General features: G+C 69.7%; 21 protein-coding genes. 7 read left to right on the plus strand and 14 right to left on the minus strand.

Annotation, left to right across the window (positions count from 1 at the left end):
- Nucleotides 1–38: 38 nt before the first annotated feature.
- A complete protein-coding gene (locus tag ACAZ03_RS09390; protein WP_373353002.1) occupies nucleotides 39–596 on the plus strand; it encodes a dienelactone hydrolase family protein in 558 nt (185 codons plus the stop codon).
- On the opposite strand, the gene ACAZ03_RS09395 is transcribed toward ACAZ03_RS09390, so the two are convergent.
- Together ACAZ03_RS09395 and alaS are read right to left on the minus strand one after the other, a co-directional pair.
- Nucleotides 593–877, minus strand: coding sequence for a DUF1330 domain-containing protein (locus ACAZ03_RS09395; protein ID WP_373353003.1), 285 nt, complete (start codon nucleotides 875–877; stop codon nucleotides 593–595). The two genes, ACAZ03_RS09390 and ACAZ03_RS09395, sit on opposite strands and share 4 nt — an antisense overlap.
- Nucleotides 874–3,549 (minus strand): alanine--tRNA ligase, encoded by a 2,676-nt coding sequence (alaS, locus tag ACAZ03_RS09400; RefSeq protein ID WP_373353005.1) that lies wholly within the window; start codon nucleotides 3,547–3,549, stop codon nucleotides 874–876. The genes ACAZ03_RS09395 and alaS overlap by 4 nt, the downstream gene beginning before the upstream one ends.
- An 84-nt stretch (nucleotides 3,550–3,633) precedes the next feature.
- Here alaS and alaE point away from each other — a divergent pair, with 84 nt between their 5' ends.
- The gene (gene alaE / locus ACAZ03_RS09405; protein WP_373353007.1) at nucleotides 3,634–4,071 is read left to right on the plus strand and encodes an L-alanine exporter AlaE; all 438 of its coding nucleotides are present in this window, start codon (nucleotides 3,634–3,636) and stop codon (nucleotides 4,069–4,071) included.
- A gap of 140 nt (nucleotides 4,072–4,211) precedes the next feature.
- Here the strand turns inward: alaE and recA are convergent, their stop codons facing one another.
- A complete protein-coding gene (recA, locus tag ACAZ03_RS09410; protein WP_373353008.1) occupies nucleotides 4,212–5,282 on the minus strand; it encodes a recombinase RecA in 1,071 nt (356 codons plus the stop codon).
- Between the two features lie 162 nt (nucleotides 5,283–5,444).
- On the opposite strand from recA, the gene ACAZ03_RS09415 reads away from it, so the two are divergent.
- The 4 genes from ACAZ03_RS09415 to ACAZ03_RS09430 all read left to right on the plus strand — a co-directional run bounded on the left by ACAZ03_RS09415 (nucleotide 5,445) and on the right by ACAZ03_RS09430 (nucleotide 12,974).
- On the plus strand, nucleotides 5,445–6,044 hold the full coding sequence (locus ACAZ03_RS09415) for a gamma-glutamyl kinase (protein ID WP_373353010.1): 600 nt from the start codon (nucleotides 5,445–5,447) through the stop codon (nucleotides 6,042–6,044).
- A gap of 131 nt (nucleotides 6,045–6,175) precedes the next feature.
- Nucleotides 6,176–9,508 carry a DUF2126 domain-containing protein gene (locus ACAZ03_RS09420; protein WP_373353011.1) on the plus strand — a complete coding sequence of 1,111 codons (3,333 nt, stop codon included), beginning with the start codon at nucleotides 6,176–6,178 and terminating at the stop codon, nucleotides 9,506–9,508.
- A gap of 186 nt (nucleotides 9,509–9,694) precedes the next feature.
- A complete protein-coding gene (locus ACAZ03_RS09425) occupies nucleotides 9,695–12,091 on the plus strand; it encodes a circularly permuted type 2 ATP-grasp protein (protein ID WP_373353013.1) in 2,397 nt (798 codons plus the stop codon).
- 4 nt (nucleotides 12,092–12,095) lie between these two features.
- Entirely contained in the window at nucleotides 12,096–12,974 is an 879-nt protein-coding gene (locus ACAZ03_RS09430; RefSeq protein WP_373353015.1) for a transglutaminase domain-containing protein, read from the plus strand.
- Between the two features lie 46 nt (nucleotides 12,975–13,020).
- Here the strand turns inward: ACAZ03_RS09430 and ACAZ03_RS09435 are convergent, their stop codons facing one another.
- The 8 genes from ACAZ03_RS09435 to mgtE all read right to left on the minus strand — a co-directional run bounded on the left by ACAZ03_RS09435 (nucleotide 13,021) and on the right by mgtE (nucleotide 20,923).
- Nucleotides 13,021–13,350 (minus strand): hypothetical protein, encoded by a 330-nt coding sequence (locus ACAZ03_RS09435; RefSeq protein ID WP_373353017.1) that lies wholly within the window; start codon nucleotides 13,348–13,350, stop codon nucleotides 13,021–13,023.
- Nucleotides 13,351–13,427: 77 nt separating this feature from the next.
- Nucleotides 13,428–14,369: a DMT family transporter gene (locus ACAZ03_RS09440; protein WP_373353019.1), complete on the minus strand. Its 942-nt coding sequence runs from the start codon at nucleotides 14,367–14,369 to the stop codon at nucleotides 13,428–13,430.
- Between the two features lie 33 nt (nucleotides 14,370–14,402).
- On the minus strand, nucleotides 14,403–15,155 hold the full coding sequence (locus ACAZ03_RS09445; RefSeq protein ID WP_373353021.1) for a YebC/PmpR family DNA-binding transcriptional regulator: 753 nt from the start codon (nucleotides 15,153–15,155) through the stop codon (nucleotides 14,403–14,405).
- Between the two features lie 95 nt (nucleotides 15,156–15,250).
- Nucleotides 15,251–16,000, minus strand: a complete 750-nt coding sequence (gene map, locus ACAZ03_RS09450) for a type I methionyl aminopeptidase (RefSeq protein WP_373353023.1) — start codon at nucleotides 15,998–16,000, stop codon at nucleotides 15,251–15,253.
- A gap of 13 nt (nucleotides 16,001–16,013) precedes the next feature.
- On the minus strand, nucleotides 16,014–17,789 hold the full coding sequence (locus tag ACAZ03_RS09455) for an SLC13 family permease (protein WP_373353025.1): 1,776 nt from the start codon (nucleotides 17,787–17,789) through the stop codon (nucleotides 16,014–16,016).
- Between the two features lie 99 nt (nucleotides 17,790–17,888).
- Nucleotides 17,889–18,743, minus strand: coding sequence for a YmdB family metallophosphoesterase (locus ACAZ03_RS09460; protein ID WP_373353027.1), 855 nt, complete (start codon nucleotides 18,741–18,743; stop codon nucleotides 17,889–17,891).
- Nucleotides 18,744–18,941: 198 nt separating this feature from the next.
- Nucleotides 18,942–19,520: a 5-formyltetrahydrofolate cyclo-ligase gene (locus ACAZ03_RS09465; RefSeq protein ID WP_373353029.1), complete on the minus strand. Its 579-nt coding sequence runs from the start codon at nucleotides 19,518–19,520 to the stop codon at nucleotides 18,942–18,944.
- A complete protein-coding gene (gene mgtE / locus ACAZ03_RS09470; protein ID WP_373353031.1) occupies nucleotides 19,517–20,923 on the minus strand; it encodes a magnesium transporter in 1,407 nt (468 codons plus the stop codon). Before mgtE ends, ACAZ03_RS09465 begins: the two co-directional genes overlap by 4 nt.
- Before the next feature lie 116 nt (nucleotides 20,924–21,039).
- Between mgtE and guaD the strand changes: the two genes are divergently transcribed.
- Nucleotides 21,040–22,329: a guanine deaminase gene (gene guaD, locus ACAZ03_RS09475; protein WP_373353033.1), complete on the plus strand. Its 1,290-nt coding sequence runs from the start codon at nucleotides 21,040–21,042 to the stop codon at nucleotides 22,327–22,329.
- A gap of 83 nt (nucleotides 22,330–22,412) precedes the next feature.
- Here the strand turns inward: guaD and ACAZ03_RS09480 are convergent, their stop codons facing one another.
- The 3 genes from ACAZ03_RS09480 to dksA are packed head-to-tail and all read right to left on the minus strand — an operon-like array spanning nucleotide 22,413 to nucleotide 24,558.
- Entirely contained in the window at nucleotides 22,413–22,937 is a 525-nt protein-coding gene (locus ACAZ03_RS09480) for a putative immunity protein (RefSeq protein ID WP_373353034.1), read from the minus strand.
- Entirely contained in the window at nucleotides 22,930–24,078 is a 1,149-nt protein-coding gene (locus ACAZ03_RS09485) for an FAD-dependent oxidoreductase (RefSeq protein WP_373353036.1), read from the minus strand. Before ACAZ03_RS09485 ends, ACAZ03_RS09480 begins: the two co-directional genes overlap by 8 nt.
- Nucleotides 24,079–24,135: 57 nt before the next feature.
- Nucleotides 24,136–24,558 (minus strand): RNA polymerase-binding protein DksA, encoded by a 423-nt coding sequence (gene dksA / locus ACAZ03_RS09490; protein WP_373353038.1) that lies wholly within the window; start codon nucleotides 24,556–24,558, stop codon nucleotides 24,136–24,138.
- Between the last annotated feature and the right edge of the window lie 112 nt (nucleotides 24,559–24,670).

Here is a 24,670-nt window from a genome sequence, read left to right on the forward strand (position 1 = left end):
TATTGTTCCCTCAATATGGTGAAGATGAGGTTAACGACGTGGCCCATATCGTCCTGCTGCACTCCGTACTCGGCCTCCGGCCGGTCGAACTCGGCATGAAGGCCCGCTGGGAAGCCGCGGGCCACTCCGTGACCCTCCCTGATCTCTACGATGGCGCCAGCGCCGAGAGCTACGAGGAGGGCTTCGCGCTCCGCAAGGAAATTGGCGATGCGGTCGGCGCCCGCGCCCGCGCCGCGATCCTCGCCGCGCCCAAGGGGGCCGTCCTCTCCGGCGTGTCGCTGGGCGCGATGTTCGTGGGCGAGAGCTGGAGCGAGCGGCCCGACATCCGCGGCGCCGTTTTCTTCGCCGGCGGGGCGGAATTCGTGCCGGGCCTCCGGCGTGGGCTCAAGGTCCAGGCCCATATCGCCCGCCCTGATCCCTTTGACGATGAAGACTATTTCGCGAGCTGGGCTGCCACCAAGGGCGACGCCGAGCTGGAAATCTTCCGCTACGACGGCGTCGGCCACTACTTTCTCGACCGCGCGCTCACCGACTACGGCGAGGCGGAGGCCGAACTCTGCCTCAGCCGAGTCGACGCCTTTCTGGCCGGGCTCTAGGGCTCTTCGACGATCACCAGCTCGCGCTCGGCCGCGCCCTTCGCATGGGCGAGCGCCTCTTGGTAAGCCTCTGAATGATAACAATCATGCGCGGCCTGAAGGCTCGGGAAGCGCGCAACGACGTTGCGCGGCCGGTCCGGCCCCTCGAGCTGCTCATAGGCCCCGCCGCGGACGAGGAACTCGCCCCCGAAGGCGGCAATCGCCCCCGTCGCCAGCGCGGCATAGCGGCCATAGGCCTCGTCATCCGTGACCCTCACATGGGCGATCCAGAGCGCGCTCATGCCGCCCCCCCGATCAGGCTTTCGACCGCCGCGATGGCCGCCGGGGCGTTCTCGGCGCTGGCCGCGCCGCCCTGCGCCATATCCGGCCGTCCGCCGCCGCCCTTGCCGCCGAGCTCGGCGACGGCGGCCTTTAGGAGGTCCACCGCCGAGATCCGGCCCGTCAGGTCCGCCGTGACGCCCGCGGCCACCGCCGCCTTGCCGCCGGCATCGGCGATGAGGAGGACGGCACCGGAGCCGAGCTCCGCCTTCATCCCGTCGATGATCGACGGCAGGTCCTTGCCGGTGACGCCGGAAAGTACCTGAGCAATGAGCTTCACGCCGTTGATTTCCTTGGCAGAGGCGCCACCGCCGCCGCCGCCCGTGGCCAGCTCGCGGCGGAGCTGCGCGACCTCGTTGGCGAGCGCCTTCCGCTCATCGAGCAGTGCCCGCACACGGGCCGCGACATCCGCGCCGCCGGTCTTGAGCGCCGCCTCGATCTCGGCCAGCGTCACGTCCCGCCGGCGGAGCTCCGCCATCGCCGCGGCGCCGGTCAGCGCCTCGATCCGGCGGACGCCGGAGGACGACGCGCTGTCGGAGAGGAGCGCGAAGAGCCCGATGTCGCCCGTCCGGCCGACATGCGTGCCGCCGCAGAGCTCGATCGAATAGGTGTCGCCCCTCAGGCCCTTGCCCGTCGCGGCGCGGCCCATGGAGACGACGCGGACCTCGTCGCCGTATTTCTCGCCGAAAAGCGCCTGGGCGCCGAGGCCGCGGGCATCATCCGGGGTCATGATCCGCGTCTCGACCGCGGTGTTCTGGCGGATGTACTCGTTCACCTCGCGCTCGACGGTCGCGATCTCGTCGGCACTCAACGCCTTGTTGTGCGAGAAATCGAAGCGGAGCCGATCCGGCGCGTTCAGCGAGCCGCGCTGCGCGACGTGATCGCCAAGCGCCTGGCGGAGCGCCTCGTTGAGCAGGTGGGTCGCCGAGTGGTTGGCGCGGATCATGCCGCGGCGGGCGTGATCGACCTTGAGTTCGGCCCCCTGCCCGCGCTCGATCCGCCCCTCGGTGACCTCGGCGAAATGCACGAAGACCCCGGCCGTCTTGCGGCAATCGGTGATGCGGGCGGCGCCCGTCTCGGTCTTCAGCATGCCGGCGTCGCCGACCTGGCCGCCGCTCTCGGCGTAGAAGGGCGTCTGGTTGAGGACGATGCGCAAGGCAGTGCCGGCCTCGGCGCTGTCGGCCGCGGCGCCGCCCTCGGCGACGAGCGCGAGGATCTGGCCCTCCGCCTCTTCGGTGTCATAGCCGAGGAACTCGGTCGGCCCGTGCTTGTCGGCGAGGTCGAACCAGATGCCCTCCTCCGCCGCCTCGCCCGTGCCCGTCCAGGCGGCGCGGGCCTTGGCCTTCTGCTCCGCCATCGCGGCGGTGAAGCCCGCGGTATCGACGCCGCGACCCTTCTCGCGGAGCGCATCCTGCGTGAGGTCGAGCGGGAATCCGTAGGTGTCGTAGAGCTTGAAGGCGGAGGCGCCAGACAGCTCGGCACCCTCCGGCAGCCCGGCCAGCTCGTCATCGAGGAGCTTCAGGCCCCGGTCGAGCGTCTGGCGGAAGCGCTCTTCCTCGGCCTTCAGCGTCTCGGTGATGAGAGCGCGGGCCTGGATCAGCTCGGGGTAATGCGCGCCCATCTCCTTTTCCAGAGCCGGAACAAGGCGGTACATGAGCGGATCGCGCGCACCGAGCAGATGCGCATGGCGCATGGCGCGGCGCATGATCCGCCGGAGGACGTAGCCGCGCCCCTCGTTGGAAGGCAGCACGCCCTCGGCGATCAGGAAGGAGGTCGAGCGCAGGTGGTCGGCGATCACCCGGTGATGGGTGAGGAACTGCTCCGACAGATCGGTGTTCGAGGCATGGGCGGAGGCGTCGATCAGCGCCCGGAAGAGGTCGGTCTCGAAAACGTTGTTGGTGCCCTGAAGCAGCGCCGAGATCCGCTCGAGCCCCATGCCGGTGTCGATCGACTTGGCGTCGAGGCTGCGGCGCGAGCCGTCCTCGAACTGTTCGAACTGCATGAAGACGAGGTTCCAGATCTCGATGAAACGGTCGCCGTCTTCCTCCGGCGAGCCGGGCGGGCCGCCCCAGAACTTCTCGCCGTGGTCGTAGAAGATCTCGGAGGACGGGCCGCAGGGGCCGGTCGGGCCCATCATCCAGAAGTTGTCGCTGGAGCCGTCGGCCTTGTCGCCAATGCGGATGATGCGGTCGTCGGGCAGGCCCGCGACCTTGCGCCAGAGATCGGCGGCCTCGTCATCGTCCTTGTAGACGGTGACGAGCAGCTTCTCCTTCGGGATGCCGAGCTCGCGGGTCACCATCTCCCACGCATAGGGGATGGCGGCCTCCTTGAAATAGTCGCCGAAAGAGAAATTGCCGAGCATCTCGAAGAAGGTCAGGTGCCGCGCCGTGTATCCGACATTGTCGAGGTCATTGTGCTTGCCGCCGGCGCGGACGCATTTCTGCGCGGTGGTGGCGCGGATGTAGGGCCGCGTCTCGACGCCGGTGAAGAGGTTCTTGAACTGCACCATGCCCGAATTGGTGAACATCAGCGTCGGATCGTTGCGCGGCACCAGCGGCGAGGCGGCGACGACCTCGTGATCGTTCCGGCGGAAGAAATCGAGGTAGCGCGAACGGATGTCGGCAAGGCTGGTCATGGGCGGCGTCCTTCTGGTCGGATTGAGGGTTTAGCCCTGCCCGGGTAGGCTGTCTACCGGATGTCGCGGCCCAGGAGAGCGGGCATGAGAGACTTCATTGCCGACACTCTGGCGCTGGTGCTGTTCTTCACGCTGACCGGGGCGCTGAACGAGCGGTTCATCGTCGGCATGTCCTGGGAAGAAGTGGCGCTCGCCCGGGCCATCGGCGCGCCCCTGATGGTGGCGACGGCGCGGCCCTACGGGCTCTGGCGGGGGCTGGTGATGGGCCGGGCCGGCACGGGGACGGCGTCGCGGCTGTTCTGGGACACATTGGCGCTTCTCAGCTTTCAGGTGCCGATCTACGTCGGCATCATCTGGGCCGGCGGCGCCGAGGGGGCGGAGCTGTGGCGAGGCGCGCTCGGGGCGGCGGTGATGATGCTGGCGCTGGGGCGGCCCTACGGGCTCTGGCTTGATCTGGTGCGCGGCTGGTTCGGCCTGCCGCCCGGCGGGCAGAAGCCGATGTCGGTGGATACGGAGCGCTGAGGGGCGGGAACCATCTGGTTTCCGCAGGCGAAGGCCATATCGAATTTGGCCTTACCGCCGAACGCAAAAGAGGCGGCCCATCGGCCGCCTCCTTGCACTCTCTCATGGCGGGCGAGGCCTCTGCGGCCCCGGAGCCGCGGTCAATCCTCGAGGATCTCCGTGTCGTCCTCTTCGCTCGCGCCGAAATCGAGCCCGTGGGCGGCGCGGATCTTGTCCTCGATCTCGAAGGCGATGTCGGCATTCTCGCGCAGGAAGGTCTTGGCGTTCTCGCGCCCCTGCCCGATCCGCTCGTCGCCATAGGAGAACCAGGCGCCGGACTTCTGGACGACGCCGGCCTTGACGCCGAGGTCGATGAGCTCGCCCGTCTTCGAGATGCCCTCGCCGTACATGATGTCGAATTCCACCTGCTTGAAGGGCGGCGCGACCTTGTTCTTGACGACCTTCACCCGCGTGGCGTTGCCCACCACCTCGTCACGGTCCTTCACCGAGCCGATGCGGCGGATGTCGAGGCGGACGGAGGAGTAGAACTTCAGCGCATTGCCGCCCGTGGTCGTCTCGGGCGAGCCGAACATCACGCCGATCTTCATGCGGATCTGGTTGATGAAGATGACCATGCAGTTGGAGCGCGAGATGGAGCCGGTGAGTTTGCGCATCGCCTGGCTCATCAGGCGGGCGTGCACGCCGACCGACGAGTCGCCCATGTCGCCTTCCAGCTCCGACTTCGGGGTCAGGGCGGCGACCGAATCGACCACCACGAGGTTCACGGCGCCGGAGCGCACCAGCGTGTCGACGATCTCGAGCGCCTGCTCGCCCGTGTCGGGCTGCGAGATCAGCAGCTCGTCGAGATCGACGCCAAGCTTCTTGGCATATTGCACGTCGAGCGCGTGCTCGGCGTCGACGAAGGCGCAGACGCCGCCCTTCTTCTGTTCCTCGGCGACGACATGCAGGGTCAGCGTCGTCTTGCCGGAGCTTTCCGGCCCGTAGATCTCGACGATGCGGCCCTTGGGCAGACCGCCGATGCCGAGCGCGATGTCGAGCCCGAGCGAGCCGGTCGAGGTCGCCTCGACCTCGCGCATGGCCTGGCCGTCGCCGAGCTTCATGATCGAGCCCTTGCCGAACTGCCGCTCGATCTGCGCCAGGGCGCTTTCGAGCGCCTTTTGCTTGTCCGCGCTGCGCTTGTCGCTCATCTGAAGAATTTCCGCTGCCGCCATTGCCCTGATCCCTTATTTCATGTTGCCCTACAGCCGGCAATTGCCTTGGATGTTCACTAGCTGTTCTCGCCAACATGAGATCAAAGAGAGAACAAAGCAAGAAAAAAATGTGTTAACGCGCGACCGGGCGGATTTGGGGCGCCGAAGGGGAGTGACCGCAAGATGATGGTGTTCTGGCAGAAGCGTCTGGCCATTCTGGCCGTGCCGAAGACCGGCACGACCGCGCTTGAAAAGGCGCTGGGGCCGGAGGCGGATATCGTCTTCCGTGACCCGCCGGGGCTGAAGCACATGACGCTCTTCCGCTTCAACCGTTTCGTCGCGCCCTTGATGGAAAAGGGCGGCTGCCCCCGCCCCGAGACGGTCGCGGTGGTCCGCGAGCCGCTCGACTGGCTCGGCTCCTGGTGGCGCTACCGCCAGCGGCCCGACGCCTGGATCTCCACCGCCGGCATTTCCTTCGACGAATTCGTCGATGCCTGGTGCCGCTCCAAGCGCCCGGATTTCGCCGATATCGGCACGCAATCGGCGATGCTGAAGGGCGAGGGCGACAAGATCGGCGTCGACCATATCTTCCGCTACGACCAGCTCGGGGAGCTCCATGCCTTCCTCGAGGAGCGGCTGGAGCGGAAGATCGAGGTGCCGCCGGCCAATGTCTCGCCGCAGATGCCGCTGGAGCTGCGGCCCGGCATGGTGCAGCGGCTCAAGAAGAAGGGCGCGGAGGAATTCGCGCTCTGGGAGAGCCTCGGCGGCACGCCGGCCATCTGAGCCCCGGGCGCGCTGCAAAAACCGGCAGCGCCGCAACGGTTTGCCGCCGATCCGCCCTTCGGGCGCCACGGGGGGTTTGTGCCCGGCCCCGGCGCATGAAAGTTAGGGACGACCCAAGGAAGGATTGACCCATGGCGATCAAGGCGGCGATCACCCATGTGACCCATTACAAGTACGACCGGCCGGTGGTGCTGGGGCCGCAGGTCATCCGCCTCCGGCCCGCGCCGCACAGCCGCACGCGGGTCATCTCGCACAGCCTGAAGGTCACGCCCGAGGATCACTTCGTCAATCACCAGCAGGACCCCTACGGCAACTGGCTGGCGCGCTTCGTCTTCCCCGAGCCCGTCCGCGAGTTCAAGATCGAGGTCGGGCTGACGGCGGACATGACCGTCTACAATCCCTTCGACTTCTTCGTGGAGGAAGACGCGAAGGATTTCCCCTTCAACTACCATGCCGACATCGCGCCCGACCTGGTGATCTACCGCCGGCCCGAGAAGGCCGGGCCGCTCCTGAAGGAGTTCATGAAGCGGGTCGACCGGCGCAAGCGCCCCGTCACCGATTTCATCGTCGAGCTCAACCAACTCGTCGCCAACCACGTCGGCTACGTGATCCGTATGGAGCCCGGTGTGCAGACGCCGGAGGAGACGCTGGAGCGGGGCACGGGCTCGTGCCGGGATTCGTCCTGGCTCCTCGTGCAGGTGCTCCGCCAGCTCGGCTTCGCGGCGCGCTTCGTCTCGGGCTATCTGATCCAGCTGAAGCCCGATCAGGAGGCGCTGGACGGCCCCTCGGGCACCGATCACGACTTCACCGACCTGCACGCCTGGGGCGAGGTCTACCTGCCCGGCGCCGGCTGGATCGGGCTCGATCCGACCTCCGGCCTCCTCACCGGCGAAAGCCATATCCCGCTGGCCGCCACGCCGCATTACCGCAACGCCGCGCCGATCTCGGGCATGGCGACGGCGGCGGAGGTGGAGTTCGATTTCGACATGACCGTGGAGCGGGTCGCCGAGCATCCGCGGATCACCAAGCCCTACAGCGACGACAGCTGGGCGGCGCTCGATGCGCTGGGGCAGAAGGTCGATGCGGCGCTCAAGAAGGGCGACGTGCGGCTGACCATGGGCGGCGAGCCGACCTTCGTCTCCATCGATGATTTCGAGAGCCCGCAATGGAACGAGGCCGCCGTCGGCCCCGACAAGCGCGCGGCCGCCGACATGCTGATCCGCCGCCTGCAGGCCCGCTTCGCGCCGGGCGGCTTCCTGCATTACGGGCAGGGCAAATGGTATCCGGGCGAGACCCTGCCACGCTGGACCTTCAGCCTCTACTGGCGGAAGGACGGCGTGCCGATCTGGCGGAACACCGACCTGATCGCGCAGGAGAAGGCCAAGACCGGCGCCAAGGTGGATGACGCCGGGCGCCTCGCCGCCGCCATCGCCGAAGAGCTCGGCGTGACGGACGAGAACATCGCCGCCGCCTATGAGGACCCGGCCCATTGGGTGCTGAAGGAAGCCGAGCTGCCGGCCAATGTGACGCCGGAGAATTCCAAGCTCGAGGATGCCGAAGAGCGCTTCCGCATGGCGAAGGTCTTCGAGCGCGGGCTGACGGATCCGGTCGGCTATGTCCTGCCCGTCCAGCGCTGGCAGAGCCGCGCCGGGCGCTGGCTGTCGGAGCGCTGGAGGTTCCGTCGCGGCAAGCTCTTCCTCGTCCCGGGCGATTCCGCGCTCGGCTACCGGATCCCGCTCAGCTCCCTGCCCTGGCTGCCGGCCTCGCGCTATCCCTACACGAACCCGGCCGACACGATGCAGGATCTGCCGGAACTGCCAGATTTCCATGAGGCGAGCGAAGAGGCCCTGGCCCGCCGCGGCCAGCCGGTCGCCAGCTTCACCGCCGCCGAGCCGCAGGAGCTCCGCCCCGGCCAGACGCTGGCGCCCGACATCGACGGCCATGTGCGCACCGCGCTTTCCGTCGAGCCGCGCGACGGGCGGCTCTGCGTCTTCATGCCGCCGGTCGAGAAGATCGACGATTACCTCGAGCTGGTCGCCGCCGCCGAGGCCGCGGCCGAGCGTCTGGGGATGCCCGTCCATATCGAGGGCTATGCCCCGCCCTTCGATCCGCGCGTCAACGTAATCCGCGTCGCGCCCGACCCCGGCGTCCTTGAGGTGAACGTCCACCCAGCGGACAGCTGGGAGGGCTGCGTCGAGACGACGGAGGCGGTCTACGAGGAGGCGCGGCAATGCCGGCTCGGCGCCGACAAGTTCATGATCGACGGCAAGCACACCGGCACCGGCGGCGGCAACCATGTGGTGGTCGGCGGCGTGACCCCTCAGGATTCGCCGTTCCTGCGCCGGCCCGACCTCCTCAAGTCGCTGATCCTGCACTGGAACCGGCATCCCTCGCTCTCCTACCTCTTCTCCGGCCTCTTCGTCGGGCCGACCTCCCAGGCGCCCCGGATCGACGAGGCGCGGCACGATGCGCTCTACGAGCTCGAGATCGCCATGGCGCAGATGCCCGCGCCCGGCGAGGGCGTGCCGCCCCTGCCCTGGCTGACCGACAGGCTCCTGCGGAACATCCTCACCGACGTCACCGGCAACACCCACCGGGCGGAGATCTGCATCGACAAGCTCTACTCCCCCGACGGCCCCACCGGCCGGCTCGGCCTCGTGGAGTTCCGCGGCTTCGAGATGCCGCCCGACGCGCGGATGTCGCTCGCCCAGCAGCTTCTGATCCGGGCGCTGATCGCGCGCTTCTGGGAGACGCCGGCCACCGGTCCGCTGACCCGCTGGGGCACGGCGCTGCATGACCGTTTCATGCTGCCCGAGATGCTCTGGGCCGATTTCCGCGAGGTCCTCGCCGACCTCCGTGAGCACGGCTTCCCCATGCAGGAGGACTGGTTCGAGGCGCAGGCCGAGTTCCGCTTCCCCTTCTGCGGCGAGATCGAGGCCGAGGGCGCGCATCTGGAGCTGCGCCAAGCGCTGGAGCCCTGGCATGTGCTCGGCGAGACCGGCGCCATCGGCGGCACGGTGCGCTACACCGACAGCTCGACCGAGCGGCTGCAGGTGAAGCTGACCACCGCCGATCCGGGGCGCTACATCGTCACCTGCAACCAGCGGAAACTGCCGCTGACGGGCGTCTCGAACGGCGTCGCGGTGGGCGCGGTGCGCTTCAAGGCCTGGCAGCCCTCGATGGCCCTCCACCCCGTCCTCAGGGTGGACGCGCCGCTCACCTTCGACATCTACGACACCTGGACGGGCCGGGCGCTGGCGGGCTGCACCTATCACGTCGCCCATCCGGGCGGGCGCAATTACGAGACCTTCCCGGTCAATTCCTACGAGGCCGACGCCCGCCGCCTCGCCCGCTTCGAGCCGCATGGCGGCACGGCGCATGGCTATGCGCCGCCGGAGGAGCATCCGCACGGGGAATTCCCGTTGACGCTCGACCTCCGGCGGCCGCCGGGGCTTTGGGCGTGACGTTGCGCGGGGAGGCGTGCGGGGGGCCGTGGGCCCCCCGGTCCCCCCGCCTCGGGGGCGCTCGCGCCCCCCGGTCGCCATTGGTGCTCGAACCAATGGCGCACTCAATAGCGACCCCCCTGAGGATTTCCTTGGAGCAAAGACTAAGGGCGCCGTTAAGGGCCCCGGTGCTATGAGACCCAGGCGATGAACAGGGACCAGCGCCAGATGCAATCGTCGCGGCCGGCGATGCTGGCCGGCTACACGCCGCTCGCCGGCGTGCCCGACGAGCTGATCGGCGAGGACGGCGCGCCGCGCCCGGCCTGGGGCGAGCTGATCTCCGCCCTTTCCGCCATGGCTCCCGCCGAGATAGCCGGGCGCCATGCAGCGGCGGAGCGCTACCTCTCCGACGCCGGGGTCTTCTACCGGCAATACGACGGCGAAGAGGCCGCGAGCAGCCGCGACTGGCCGATGAGCCACATGCCCGTCCTGATCGCCAAGGCCGAATGGGAAGAGATCGCCGCCGGGCTGACCGAACGCGCCGACCTTCTGGAGAAGGTCATGGCCGATCTCTACGGGCCCGGATCCCTCGTCTCTGGCGGGCATCTGCCGCCGGGGCTGGTGGCGGGCAACACCGAATGGCTCCGGCCGCTTGTCGGCGTCCGGCCCCGCTCGGGCCATTTCCTCCATTACCTCGCCTTCGACATCGGCCGGGGGCCGGGCGGCGCCTGGTGGGTGCTGGGCGACCGGACGCAGGCGCCCTCCGGCGCCGGCTTCGCGCTCGAGAACCGCATCGCCACCGCCCGCGCCTATTCCGACATCTATGCCCGCGCCCATGTCGAGCGGCTGGCCGGCTTCTTTCGCCGCTTCCGCGAGACTTTGATGGAGATGGGCGGCGAGGCGGAGGGGCGCGTCGCCATCATGACGCCGGGGCCGGCCAACGCCTCGTATTTCGAGCATGCCTATATCGCCCGCTACCTCGGCGTGCCGCTCCTCGAGGGCGACGACATGATCGTGCGCGGCGGGCGGCTGATGGTGCGGACGGTCTCCGGCCTCAAGCCCGTCTCCGTCCTCTGGCGGCGGCTGGACGCGGGCTGGGCGGACCCGCTGGAGCTCAACGAGCAGAGCCGGATCGGCACGCCGGGGCTCGTCTCGGCGCTCCGGGCGGGCTCGCTCTCGATGGTCAACGCGCTTGGCTCGGGCGTTCTGGAAACGCGGGCCATGCTCGCCTTCCTGCCGCGCATCTCGGAGCTCATCGACGGTAAGCCGCTCCGGATGCCCAACATCGCCACATGGTGGTGCGGCGCGGCGGAGGAGCGCGCCTATGTGCGCGAGAACGCCGGGCGGATGACAATCTCGGGCGCGCTTTCCACCCGGGCGCTCTTCGATGCCGGCGAGACCATGGCCGAAGCGGCCCGCGCCGAGGGCCGCTTCGACCGCTGGCTGGAGGAGGCGGGCGCCGGGCTCGTGGGCCAGGAGGCGGTGACTCTCTCGACCACTCCCGCCTTCGCGGCGGACGGGCGGCTCGTGCCGCGGCCGATGTCGCTCCGCGTCTTCCTCGCCCGCACCGCCACCGGCTGGCAGGTCATGCCCGGCGGCTATGCGAGGATCGGCCGCGAGAGCCGGCCGGCGGAACTGGCGCTGCAGCGGGGTGGGCTCGCCGCCGACGTCTGGGTGGTCTCGCCGCAGCCCGTCCAGCCAGACACGATGCTGCCGAAGGAGGGGGACGACCCGCTCCGGCTCCAGCCCTCCGCCCTGCCCTCGCGCGCCGCCGACAACCTCTTCTGGCTCGGCCGCTATATCGAGCGGGCCGAGATGATCGTGCGGCTCTGGCGGGCCTGGCATGTGCGGCTCGCCGAACAGGGCGCGGCCGACGATCCGATCTTCGGCCGGCTGGAGGCGCATCTGACCTCTCGCGGGGTCCTTCTCGGCAATGGCATCGAGGCGGCGGTCGGGCCGGTCCTCCGCTCGGCCATCGGCGCAGCGGCGCATGTGCGCGACCGCTTCTCGCTCGACGGCTGGCTGGCGCTCAGCGACCTGGACGCGACCCTGAGCGAGATCTCCGGCACGCTGGCGCCGGGTGACAGCACCGTGCGCGGCATGTCGGCGCTCCTGCGGATGATCGCCGGCTTCTCGGGGCTGGTGCACGAGAACATGTTCCGCTTCACCGGCTGGCGCTTCCTGTCGATCGGGCGCGACCTCGAGCGCGCGCATTCCATGGCGCGGCTCCTCGCCGATTTCGCAGCGCCCGACGCGCCTGACGGGGCGCTCGACCTCGCCGTCGAGCTCGGCGACAGCACCATGACCCACCGGCGCCGCTACGCGGCCCTGCCGACCCGAGCGACGGTGCTCGACCTTCTCGCGCTCGACCGGCTGAACCCGCGCGCCGTGGCCTTCCAGCTCGTCGAGGTGGGGGACCATGCGAGCTACCTGCCCGGCGCCGAGCGGACGCGGCAGAGCTCCGCCTTCCAGCGGGCGCTCCTGCATGCCCAGGCCGGGGTGCAGGGCGCGACGCCCGCCGAGCTGACCACCGAGCGGCTCAACGCCGCCGCCGACGAGATCGCCCATCTGGCGGTGCTCCTCGGCGACGCCTATTTCCGGTGATCCCATGCTCTACGACGTGACGCTGAGGATCAGCTACGAATACGAGACGCCGGCCACCGGGGCGCGCTACCTCCTTCGGATGCTGCCGCCCGACCTGCCGGGCCAGCGCCTCATCGCCGCCGTGCTCGACGTCTCGCCGAAGCCCGAGGAGCGGCAGGAGCGGCCCGATTATTTCGGCAACCGGGTGACGGAGCTGGCCTTCGACGAGGCCATCGCCGGTGTCGCCTTCACGCTGCGCGCCAGGATCGAGCGGCTGGCGGCGGGGGGCGGTCTCGATGCCTCGCCGCCCCTGCCCCGGCTCACCGCCGAGCTTGCCGCGCAGACGCGGCTGAGCCCCGCCTCGCCGCATCATGCCGTGGTCCCCTCGCCGCGCATCCCCGCCGCGGGGGCGGAGATGTCGGCCTTCGCCAGCGAGGCGGCGGCGGATGCGGCCTCCACCGCCGAGGCGGTGGAGCGGCTCGGGCGGGCGCTCCACCGGCACATGACCTTCGAGACGGGCGCGACCCATGTCGACACGACGCCGGAAGAGGCTTTCGCGGGCGGGCGCGGCGTCTGCCAGGACTACAGCCAGATCATGATCGCCATGCTGCGCTCGCTGGGCATCCCGGCGGGCTATGTCTCGGGCTTCCTGCGCACCGAGCCGCCCGAGGGGCAGCCCCGCCTCGAAGGCGCCGACGCCATGCATGCCTGGGTGCGCGCCTGGTGCGGCGCGGGGGCGGGCTGGATCGAATTCGACCCCACGAATGCCGTGCCCGCCGGGATCGACCATCTGACGGTGGCCGTGGGGCGGGATTATTCCGACGTGGCCCCGGTGCGCGGCAGCATCCGGCTCGCCGGGGCGCATGGGTCCGTCCAGGCGGTGGACGTGGTGCCGGTGGACTGAGCGCCCGGGCCGGGGCGATCCTGCCGCGGCTTGCGACAGGTCGCTGTCAGCGCTCCTTCGGCACGATTGCCGGCGCCACCTCCTCGACCGGATGGTAGCTCCGCACGGACATCTGCGCCTTGAGGGCCAGAAGCGCCGCGTGGCGATCCTCCGGCGCGTGGCGGCTGTCGAGGAAGCTCGCGCATTCCGCGGCGCCGGCCCGGCCCACATGCTCGTAGATGAGGACGATCTCGCCATCCGCCGCCGCCAGAAGCCGCACGTTGAAGGCCGACCGGCAGTCGCAGAGCGTATCGCGGATGCGCATCAGATGGGCGATCAGCCTGTCCCGGTAATCCGGCGGCGCCGTGAAACTGTTCACCCGCGTCATGCGCGCCATAAAAGCAACCTCGCACTCTACTCGTCAGCAACTCCTACAAGGAGAGACAAGAGGTTGACGTAAACGTCAAGTGCGCCTTAACCCCGCGTCGCTCCCGGCGCCGGGGTGCGGGCGGGCTCTGCCACCTGTTGCGCCGCCGCGGCCGCGGCGGCGGCGCGCTTCAGCTGCTGCTCGCGGAAGGTCATGTAGCCGATGGCGCCCATGATCAGCAGGCCGCCGACGACGACCCAGTGGTCGATCCCCTCGCCGAAGGCCAGCCAGCCGAGGAGGCTCGCCCAGACGAGCTGCAGGAAGGTCACCGGCTGCGTCACCGTCATCGGCGCCGCCGCGAAGGCGACCGTCATGAAGTAATGCCCCGCCGTCGCGAAGACCGCCGTGCCGCCGAACCAGGCGAGTTCGGTGAGGCTCGGCCAGACCCAGTCGGCCAGCGCGAAGGGTAGAAGACAGACGGGCACCAGCAGCGACAGCATGGCGACGATCACCGAGGGGCTCACCTCCCCCGCCAGCTGCTTGGTGAAGAGGTAGGAGCCCGCGAAGCAGACCGAGACCGCCAGCATGGCGAAATGCCCGGGGTCGAGCGCCCGGAAGCCGGGGCGGAGGATGATGTAGACGCCGACCAGCGCCACCGCGATGGCGAGGATCCGGCGGAGCGCCAGCCGCTCGCCGAAGATCAGCGCCGCGCCGATGGTGACATAGATCGGGTTGAGGTAGTTCATCGCCGTCACTTCCGCGAGCGGGATGCGGGCGATGGCGAAGAACCAGAGCATGACGGCGCCCGAATGGACGAGCGCGCGCAGCGAGAAGAGCCGCCAGAGCCGCGGCGTCAGCTTCGCCCGGCGGATCGCCCCCCACATCGGGATGAGGAAGGGCAGCCCCATCGCATAGCGCAGGAAGCTCGCCTCGGCGGCCGGCACCTCGGTGCCCACCGTCTTCACGATCGCCGTCATGCAGACGAAACTGAGGCCCGAGAGCAGCATGAACAGCACGCCGCGGAGCGGGCGCTGGTCCCTTGCGGCCATTGCCCCGGGCGGGACCGGGGCGGCGGCGGGCAACTATTCCGCCTCTTCGAAGGCGGCCATGACCTCGTCGGGGGCCTCGAAATTGGTGGTGACGTTCTGCACGTCGTCATCGTCCTCGAGCGTGTCGACGAGCTTCATCAGCTTCTGGAGGCCCTCCAGATCGACCGGCGCGGTGGTGGTCGGCCGCCAGACGAGCTTGGCCGTCTCGCTTTCGCCGAGCGCCGCCTCGAGCGCGGTGGAGACCTCGTTGAGGTCCGTGTCGGCGCAATAGATGTAGTGGCCGTCCTCGGAGCTCTCGACATCCTCGGCCCCCGCCTCGATGGCGGCGAGCATGATCGTGTCGGCATCACCGGCCTCGGGCTTGTAGTAGATCTCGCCCTTGCGGTCGAACATGAAGGCGACGGAGCCCGTCTCGCCGAGATTGCCGCCGGACTTGCCGAAGGTGGAGCGCACGTTGGAGGCGGTGCGGTTGCGGTTGTCGGTCAGCGCCTCGACGATGACGGCGACGCCGTTGGGGCCATAGCCCTCGTAGCGGATGCTCTCGTAATTCTCGGCATCGCCGCCGATGGCCTTCTTGATGGCGCGGTCGATGACGTCCTTCGGCATCGACTGGCTCTTGGCCTCCTTCACGGCGAGGCGCAGCCGCGGGTTCTTGTCGGGATCGGGGTCGCCCATCTTGGCGGCGACGGTGATCTCCTTGGAAAACTTCGAAAAGAGTTTCGACCGGGCTGCGTCCTGCCGCCCCTTGCGGTGCTGGATGTTCGCCCATTTGGAATGGCCGGCCATGGCGGATGCCCCCTCATGCTTGGATCGGAGCGTTCTATAGAAGGGCACCCGATCCGGGGCAAGGGGAGGCCGGGGGTCGGCTCCCCTGTCCCCGCTCAGCCCGGTAGCGTCACCACGATGGCACCCCGGTCGGTGGCGACGACCGTGTGCTCGTACTGGACGACCGGCGCCGGCGGCTCGGCATGGAGCGTCCAGCCGTCGCCCGCCTCTGCCGCCCAGAGCGCCCCGCGGGAGAGGAAGGGCTCCACCGTCAGCACCAGCCCCCGGTTGATGCGCCGCCGCTCGCCGCGGACGGGCCAGGTCGGGATCTCGCCCGGCTCCTCATGCAGCGCCCGCCCCACCCCGTGGCTCGCGAGGTTGCGCACCAGCGTGTAGCCGCGCTTTGCCGCGAACTGACCGATGGCGCGCCCGATGCCGCCGAGCGGCTTGTCGCTGCCCACCTGGGCCACGCCGATCTGCATGGCCTTGCGCCCGTCCCGGCAGAGCCGGTCGATGGAGGGCGCGACCTTGCCCACCCGGTAGCTCGCCCCGGTATCGGCGAAGAATCCGTCCTTCGAGGCGGAGACGTCGATGTTCACGAGATCCCCCGCCGCGATGACGCGCAGCCCCGGGATGCCGTGGGCAATCTCCTCGTTCACGCTGATGCAGGTGGCGCCGGGAAAGCCGTAGGTCGCCCGCGGCGCCGGCTCCGCCCCTTCCCGCTCCATGAAGGCCGCGCCGATGGCGTCGAGCTCTTCGGTGGTCATCCCCGGCTCCAGCGCCTTCGCCATCGCCGCAATGGTGTTGGCGACGATGCGGCCGATCTCCTTCAGCCCCGTCAGCTCGTCTTCATGGGTGATGGTCATGGGCGGGCGCCTTTCAGAAGTAGAGGAAGGCAATGACGGCCGCGGCCACCACCCCCATCAGGACGTTGAGCGGCAGGCCGATCCGCACGAAATCGGAGAACTTGTAGCCCCCCGGCCCGTAGACCAGCATGTTGCACTGATAGCCGATGGGCGTCGCGAAGCCGAAGCTGCAGCCCATCATCACGAGGATCAGGACGGGCTTGGGATCGAAGCCCAGGGTCTGCGCCAGCCCGATGGCGACAGGCGTCACCACCACGGCCACGGCGTTGTTGGAGAGGAGCTCCGTCAGCGCCGAGGTGATGGCGAAGATGGCGAAGAGCGTCACGAAGGCCGGCAGCCCGTCGAGGAGCGGCGCGGCGGCGGTAACGATCAGCTCGACGGCGCCCGATTGCTCGAGCCCCGCACCGACGGCAAGCATGGCAAAGAGCATCGCCAGAAGCCGCCCGTCGACATAGGAGAACGCCTCGTCGGCATCGATGCAGCGGCTCAGCAGCACAACGGCGACACCGAGGAAGGCGAGCACCTCGATCCGGGCCACCCCGATAGCGGAGAGCCCGACGATGGCGGCAAGGACTGCGATGACGATCCAGGCGCGCCCGCGGCGGAAGGCCTTCTGCTGCGGATGGGCGACATCGACGAGTTTCATGTCCGTTGCCAGCCGCTGGATATCGGCCGGCGCGCCTTCGAGGAGCAGCGTGTCGCCCACCTGCACGACGAGATCGTCCATCTGCCGCCCGACATTGCGGTCGCGCCGGTGGACGGCGAGCGTATAGACCCCGTAGCGGCGGCGGAGCCGCAGATCGCCGAGCCGCCGGCCAACCATCCGGCAATCGGGGGTGATCAGCGTCTCGACCGTGGTCGTCTCGACGGCAGAGACCTGATCGACGCGCCGAAGGTCCTTGTTGCGCTGCAGCGACAGAAGCTCCGTCATCTGGGTGCGCAGCACCACGCGGTCGCCCACCTCCAGCGCCACGCCGGCGAGGTTGCGGCGAAGCGACTCGTCGCCCCGGATCACGTCGATGAGCCGCACCCCCTCGCGCTTGAAGAGCTGCACGCCCAGCACCTCGCGGCCGATGAGGTTGGAGCCCGGCGGGATCACTGCCTCGGTGAAGAAGCGCATGCGGCTGCGGTCGCTCATCAGCATCGCCATGGAATCGCGATTGGGCAGCAGCGCATTGCCGAAGAAGGCGAGGTAGACGAGCCCGGTGATCGCGAGCGGGATGCCGACCGGGGCGATCTCGAAGATATGGAAGGGCTCGAGCCCAGCCGCCCGCCCCACCCCGTCGACCACGAGGTTGGTCGAGGTGCCGATGAGCGTCAGCGTCCCGCCCATGATGGACATGTAGCTGAGCGGAATCAGCAGCTTGGACGGCGCCAGATCCATCTGCCGCGCGAGCTGGATGAAGACCGGCAGCATGACGACGACGATGGGCGTGTTGTTGACGAAGGCCGAGAGCGTGACCACGGCGACGGCAATAGCCGCGATCGTCAGCTTCGGCCGGTGCATGGCCCCTCGCGAGGCGAGGGAGGAGAACCAGTCGAGCGCCCCCGTCCTCACCAATCCTCCGACGATCATGAACATCGCCGCGATGGTCCAGGGGGCGGGGTTGGCGAAGACCTCGAAGGCATCGGCCGGGCTGAGGATGCCGAGCACCAGAAGCGCCATGGCCCCGGTGAGGGCGACCACCTCGATCGGATAGCGCTCCATCACGAAGGCCACGAACATGGCCAGCATGATGGCGATGGCGAGGACCGATTCCTCCATCGGGCTGAATTCGATTCCGATCATGCGTTGCCCTTGCCCTGCCCCCCCGGCGCGGGAGCTTTGCCCGATGGCGCCCTGCGGCACAAGGGCGGCTCCTGCCCCGGCCGGCCCCGGCCCCCGCGCCTATTGCCGGGGCGCCACGTCCTGCGACATCGCCTGGGCGGTCGCCGGCCCCGAGGGCGCCAGCCGCCCGCCCTGCCGCACCGGGGCGATGGCGGTCGCCTTGCCGGTCCGGTCGTCGGTCTCGATATAGAGCCCCGCGAGCGTCGCCTCGCCCAGCGCCGGCGTGAAGCGCTCCTTCGCCATGCCGGTCACGAAGCGCCGCATCGGCTCGGCCTTGTCCATGCCGATCACCGAATTGTAGTCGCCGCACATGCCGGCATCGCTGAGATAGGCGGTGCCGCCCGGCAGGATCATCGCGTCCGCCGTCGGCACATGCGTATGCGTGCCGATGACGACCGAGGCCCGCCCGTCGCAGTAATGCCCCATGGCCATCTTCTCGGAGGTCGCCTCGCAATGCATGTCGATCAGGCTCGCCTGCACCAGCCCGCCCATCGGATGCGCCTTGAGCACCGGCTCGATGGCCGAGAACGGGTCGTCATAGCTCCGGCTCATGAAGACCTGGCCGAGCACCTGCGCGACGAGCACCTTTCGCCCGCCCTTCGCCTCGAAGACCTTCGCCCCCCGGCCCGGCACGCCCTTGCCGTAGTTGAGCGGCCGGATGATCCGACCCTCGGAGTCGCAGGTCTGGATCATGTCCTTCTGGTCGAAGGCATGATCGCCCAGGGTCACAACATCTGCCCCCGCCTCGAAGAGCCCCTTGGCATGGCTCCCGGAGAGCCCGTGGCCGGAGGAGGCGTTCTCGCCGTTCACCACGACGAAATCGAGCCGCCATGCCTCCCGCAGCTTCGGCAGCCGCTCCGCCACCGCCGCGCGCCCGGCACGCCCCATCACATCGCCAAGAAAGAGGATCCGCATAGGGCCCTCCTAGCTCCCTGCCCCGGCCACCGCAATCTCTCCCTGCCCACATGTCTTTGCTCCAAGGAAATCCTCAGGGGGGAGTCGCCAAAGGCGACGGGGGGCGCCAGCGCCCCCCTCACTCAAGGAATGCGCCGCAGGCGCTCCGCTTTCTTTCAGAAAATTCTTCCGCGAAGAATTTTCCGCCCCGCCCACCGGTCAGCGCCCCGCCGGCTCGCGGATCCCCTCCTCGGTCACGATGAGGTCGAGCGGCTGGTCGGTCTCCTCCAGCGGCAGCTCCTCCGCCTCCTGCCCCGCGAAGGCGAAGCCCACCGCCAGCACCGGCCCCCGGGCGCGGAGGCCCTCCAGCGTCCGGTCGTAGAAGCCGCCGCCATAGCCGAGCCGGTAGCCGGCGGCGTCGAAGGCAACTAAAGGCACGATGAGGATCTGCGGCACCACCCAGTCCAGCCGCTCGGGCCGGAGCGTGCGGAAGGGACCCTCCACCAGCCGCGCCCCCGGCTCCCAGGCCGCGAAGCGCAGGGGGGTGGCGGGGGCTTCGATGATCGGCACGGCGACCGGCCCGTGGGCGGCAGCCTCCTCCATCGCGGCGAGCGGGTCGATCTCGGTGCGGATCGGCAGGTAGCCGGCGAGCGGCACGCCGCGGTGCCCGGCCAGCAGCGCCGACAGATGCGCCCCGGCCCGCGACCGGCCGGCCTCGCCCAGCGCCTCGAAGGCGGCCTTGCGGCGGGCGAAGGCGGCGGCGCGGGCCGCGTCCTTCACCGCCTTCAGATCAGTCACAGAAGCACCATCGCCGCGAGGCCGAGGAAGGCGAAGAAGCCGACCACATCGGTGACCGTCGTCACGAAGGTGCCCGAGGCGAGCGCCGGATCGACGCCCATCTTGTCGAGGAGCACCGGGATGCCCATCCCCGCGAGCCCCGCCACCACGAGGTTGATGACCATGGCCGCCGCGATCACCGCGCCGAGCGCCGGCGAGCCGAACCAGAGGATGCCCACCCCGGCCATCACCACCGCGAAGATCAGCCCGTTCACCAGCCCCACGACCATCTCCCGCCTAAGCACCCGCCAGACGTTCGACCCGGTGAGGTCGCGCGTGGCGATGGCGCGGACGGCCACGGTCAGCGATTGCGTGCCGGCATTGCCGCCCATCGAGGCGACGATGGGCATGAGGATGGCCAGCGCCACCACCGCCGCCAGCGTCTCGTCGAAGATCGAGATGACGGCGGAGGCGATGATGGCGGTCAGAAGGTTGACCGCGAGCCACGGCAGCCGCTGGCGCAGGGTCTCGCGGATGCTGTCGGAGATCTCCGATTCAGTGCCGACGCCGGCGAGGCGCAGGATGTCCTCCTCCGCCTCGTCGTCGAGCACCTCCATGGCGTCGTCGATGGTGATGACGCCGACCAGCCGCTCCTCGTCATCCACCACCGGGGCGGAGATGAGGTGGTATTGGTTGAAGGCATAGGCCACGTCGCCCTGGTCGTCCTCCACGTGGAAGGTGCGGAAGCTCTCCTCGGCGAGGTCCTTCAGGAGCACCTCGCGCCGGTTCGACAGGATCCGGCCGAGCGTCACGTAGCCCCGCGGCTTCAGCCGGGCATCGATCAGGACGACATGGTAGAACTGGTCGGGCAGATTGTCCTCGCCGCGCATGAAGTCGATGGCCTGGCCAACGTTCCAGTCCTCCGGCATCCGCACGATCTCGACCTGCATGAGGCGGCCGGCGGAATATTCGGGATAGGCGAGCGCCTTCTCCACCACGATCCGGTCGGCGGCCTCGAGCGAGGCGAGGACGGCCTCCTGCTGGGCATCCTCCAGATCCTCGACGAGATCGACCACATCGTCCGATTCCAGCTCGCGAACGGCTTCGGCGAGCTGGTCGGCCGGCAGTTCGGCAATGACCTCCTCGCGGAGGTTGTCGTCGAGCTCCGAGAGGATCTCGCCGTCCATCCCCGTCCAGATCTCGAGCAGCGCCCGGCGGTCGCGGAAGTCGAGCTGTTCGAGAAGGTCGGCGATGTCGGCGGCGTGGAGCGGCTCGAGAATCATGTCGACCCGGGCGGCATCGCCCTCCTCCACCGCATCGAGAACATCGTCGAAGAGCTTCTGCGGCAGCGCGAAGGAGCCGTCATCGCCCTCGGTCGCGATCGTCTCTTCGGTCTCGGCCGGATTCGGGGTCTCGTCGCTCATATTCGCTCCTCCGGCAGGCATTTGCGCGACCATAGCGGAGCCACGGGGGGCGGCAATGGCGAGAGGGCCATGCCGGGCGTTTACCGGGGGCGCCGGGGCGCCTAACAATCGCCGGCATGGATAGACAGCTCCTCCTGGGCCAGACCCTCGCCTTCACCGCCGATCCCTTCGCGGACGGCCCCGCCGCAGCACGGCACAGCGCCCGGGGCGCCGTGCTCCTCGACGGCGGGCAGATCGCCGAGGTCGGCGAGGCCGATGCGCTCCGCGCCGCGCATCCGGATGTGCCGGTCACCGATCATGGCCAGGGGCTGATCCTCCCCGGCTTCGTCGATGCGCATATGCACTATCCCCAGACCGGCATCGTCGCTTCCTGGGGCAAGCGGCTGATCGACTGGCTGAACGGCTATACCTTCCCGGAGGAGATGAAGCTGGCCGACCCCGCCTATGCGGCGGAGGTGGCGGAGCGCACGCTCGATCTCGCCATCGCGCATGGCACGACGACGCTCCTCTCCTACTGCACGATCCACCCCGCCTCGGTGGAGGCCTTCTTCACGGCGGCCGAAGCGCGCGGCATGCGCGTCGCGGCGGGGCGCACTTGCATGGACCGCGACACCGCGCCGGAGGGGCTCCGCGACACGGCGCAATCGGCCTATGACGAGTCGAAGGCGCTCCTCGAGACCTGGCACGGGCGGGGCCGGGCCACCTATGCGATCACCCCCCGCTTCTCGCCGACCTCGACCGAGGCGCAGCTCGAGGCGCTGGGCGCGCTCTGGGCCGAGCATCCGGACTGCCTGATGCAGACGCATCTGAGCGAGCAGACCGACGAGATCGACTGGGTGCTGGGGATGTACCCCGATTGCGAGGATTACCTCGCCACCTACGAGAAACACGGGCTGATCGGCGAGCGCGCCGTCTTCGGCCATGCCATCCACCTGACGGAGCGCGAGCGGGCGCGGCTGGTGGAGACGGGCGCCGGCCTCGCCCATTGCCCGACCTCGAACACCTTCATCGGCTCGGGGCTCTTCGACCTCGCGGGGCTCCAGGCCGCCGGCGCCCGCATCGGCCTCGCCACCGACACCGGCGGTGGCTCCAACTTCTCGATGCTGCGCACCATGGGCGCCGCCTACGAGATCGCCCAGCTCCGCGGCACGGCGCTGCATCCCAGCCAACTCCTCTGGCTCGCCACCGAAGGCTCGGCGCGGCTCCTCCATCAGGAGGGCATCGGCCGGCTCGCCCCGGGGGCGGAGGCCGACCTCATCGTCCTCGACCTCGCCTCGACACCGGCCATCGCGCAGCGCGCGACCCGCGCTGGGGATATCTGGGAGGCGCTCTTCCCGACCATCATGATGGGGGACGACCGGGCGGTGGCCGCGACCTATGTGGCGGGGCGGCGGCTGAAGGGTTGACCCCTCGGGGGGGCCGGCCCGTTGGGCCGGGTGGAGGCTCTGCCTCCACACCTCCGAGGTATTTTGGGCCAGATGAAGGGGGGTCAGGGGGCTCGGAGGCGCGCGTCGAGGGCGCGCATGAGGGCGCCTGTCTCGCCGCCGCCCGGCGGGGCGGGCGGGTAGCGGCGGAGGACGGCGCGAACCTGCGGGGCGGCCGCGGCGGCGATCTCGTCGAGGAAAGCCTCCGCCCCTGCCCCCGTCAGCCCCTGGGCGCGGGCGGCATGGGCGGCGGCGCCGAGGATATGGCCGGTCTGGGTGGCCTTCGGCAGCGGATGCAGGAAGGCGGCCCCGGCGGCGGCCATGGCCGCGCGGGCCGCCTGCCCGGCCTCGGGCGCGCCCGCCGCCTCCGCCTCCCCCGCCGCCTTCAGGGCGGAGAGGGCGGCAAGGCGGAGCGCCTGGCGGCGGGGGCCGCCCGCGGCAAAGGCCTCCGCCTCCGCCAGGGCCGAAGCCGGGCGGTCATCGCCGGGGCGGGCGGCGGTGAAGAGCGGCAGGACGGGGCGGGCGGCGGCGAGGCAGAAAGCGGTGACGGCGCGCAGCTCGCCTGTGCCGAGAGGCAGCGGCTCAGCCATCCCCGCCCGGCACCAGCGCCGTCTCGTCGTGATCGTAGATCCAGCCGTAATGGCCGCGCATGAAGCGCGGGGCGATGGCGGAGCCGAGGCGGAGCGCCGCATGGCCCGCGAACCGCGGCAGGCCGGAGAGGTGGAACTTCTTCGCATTGCCGGATGAGGCGGCGATGACTTGCGCAGCCCGATCCCGCCGGCGCGCCTGATAGCGGGCGAGCGCCGGCTCGACCGCGCCGCCGGCCGTCACCTCGCTCGCCAGCGCCCAGGCATCCTCGATGGCCATGTTGGCGCCCTGGGCGAGGAAGGGCAGCGTCGGATGGGCGGCGTCGCCGAGGATCGCCACCCGGCCCTCGTGCCAGCGGGGCGCCACCTCGTGCCGGAAGAGGCCCCAGAGGTTCACCTCCTCCACCTTTTCAAGCAGCGCGCGGAGATCGTCGCAGGCATCCCCGAAGGCCGCCTGCATGGCCTGGGGCGAATCGCGCTGCGCCCAGCCCTCGCTGACCCAGCTGGACTGCTCGCGGACCGCGACGAGGTTGGTGAGCCCCGGCCCTACCGGGTAGGCCACCGCATGTCGCCCCGGCAGCAGCCACAGGCGCGACCAGGGCGGCGCCTCGGCCTCGACGACCGCGCGCCAGGCGACATTGCCGGTGAAGAACGGGCGCGCCGCGCCGTTGAGGCGGGCGCGGGTGCCCGAATTGATGCCCTCCGCCCCGATCACCAGATCGGCGCGGCGCCGGTCGCCGCTCGAAAGCTCGACCTCGCCCTCGGGATGGGCGGCGCGGACGCCGCAATCGAGCTCCACCCGGGCCCCGGCCGCCTCGGCCGCCGCCGCCAGCGCCTCCGTCAGGCGCCAGCGCAGGATGTAGCGATAGGGGAGGTCGCTGGCGATCGGCATTCGGAAGATACGCCGCCCGCCGATGCCGTCGATGGCCTCGACGGCCTGCGAGGCGGTGCCGATCTCGTCGAGCTTGTCCGCGAGGCCCAGCGCATGCAGGACCCGCGCGCCGTTGGGCGTGAGCTGGATGCCGCCGCCGGAATCGCGGAACGTCTCGTGGCGTTCGAGGACCGTGACCCCGGCCCCGGCGCGGGCGAAGGCCAGTGCGGCTGCGAGACCACCGATCCCGGCGCCGGCAATGATGACGTCCACCTCAGCCTCCGATCACTGCCGGGCCCGAAGGCCCCGGCAGCTACTGTCACCGCGACGTCAGTCGTCGCGATGCACTTTCTCGCGGCGCTCGTGGCGCTCCTGCGCCTCGAGGCTCATCGTGGCGATGGGCCGCGCATCGAGCCGCTTGAGGGAGATGGGCTCGCCGGTGATCTCGCAATATCCGTATTCGCCTTCCTCGATGCGGCGCAGCGCCGCGTCGATCTTCGCAACCAGCTTGCGCTGACGGTCACGGGTGCGCAGTTCGAGGGCCCTGTCGGTCTCCTCACTAGCGCGGTCGGCGATGTCGGGGATGTTGCGGGTGCTGTCCTTCATGCCGGTGATGGTGTCGCGGCTGTCGGACAGAAGCTCGGTCTTCCACGTCAAGAGCTTCCGGCGGAAGTATTCGAGCTGGCGATCGTTCATGAACGGTTCATCTTCAGCGGGACGATAGTCGTCCGGCAGAAACGCCTCGGCCTTCATGGCAGCTCCCTTTGCTGGACCGTCGCCGGGTTCCTTGAGTTCCCCTAACATCCGGTACCCCCTTTTGACTGGGGTCCCTTTAGCGCGCGCGTTGAAATAAGTCACCCCTCTT

Source organism: Pseudoroseicyclus sp. CXY001, from assembly GCF_041714655.1.
In the GTDB taxonomy this organism is placed as follows: domain Bacteria; phylum Pseudomonadota; class Alphaproteobacteria; order Rhodobacterales; family Rhodobacteraceae; genus Pseudoroseicyclus_A.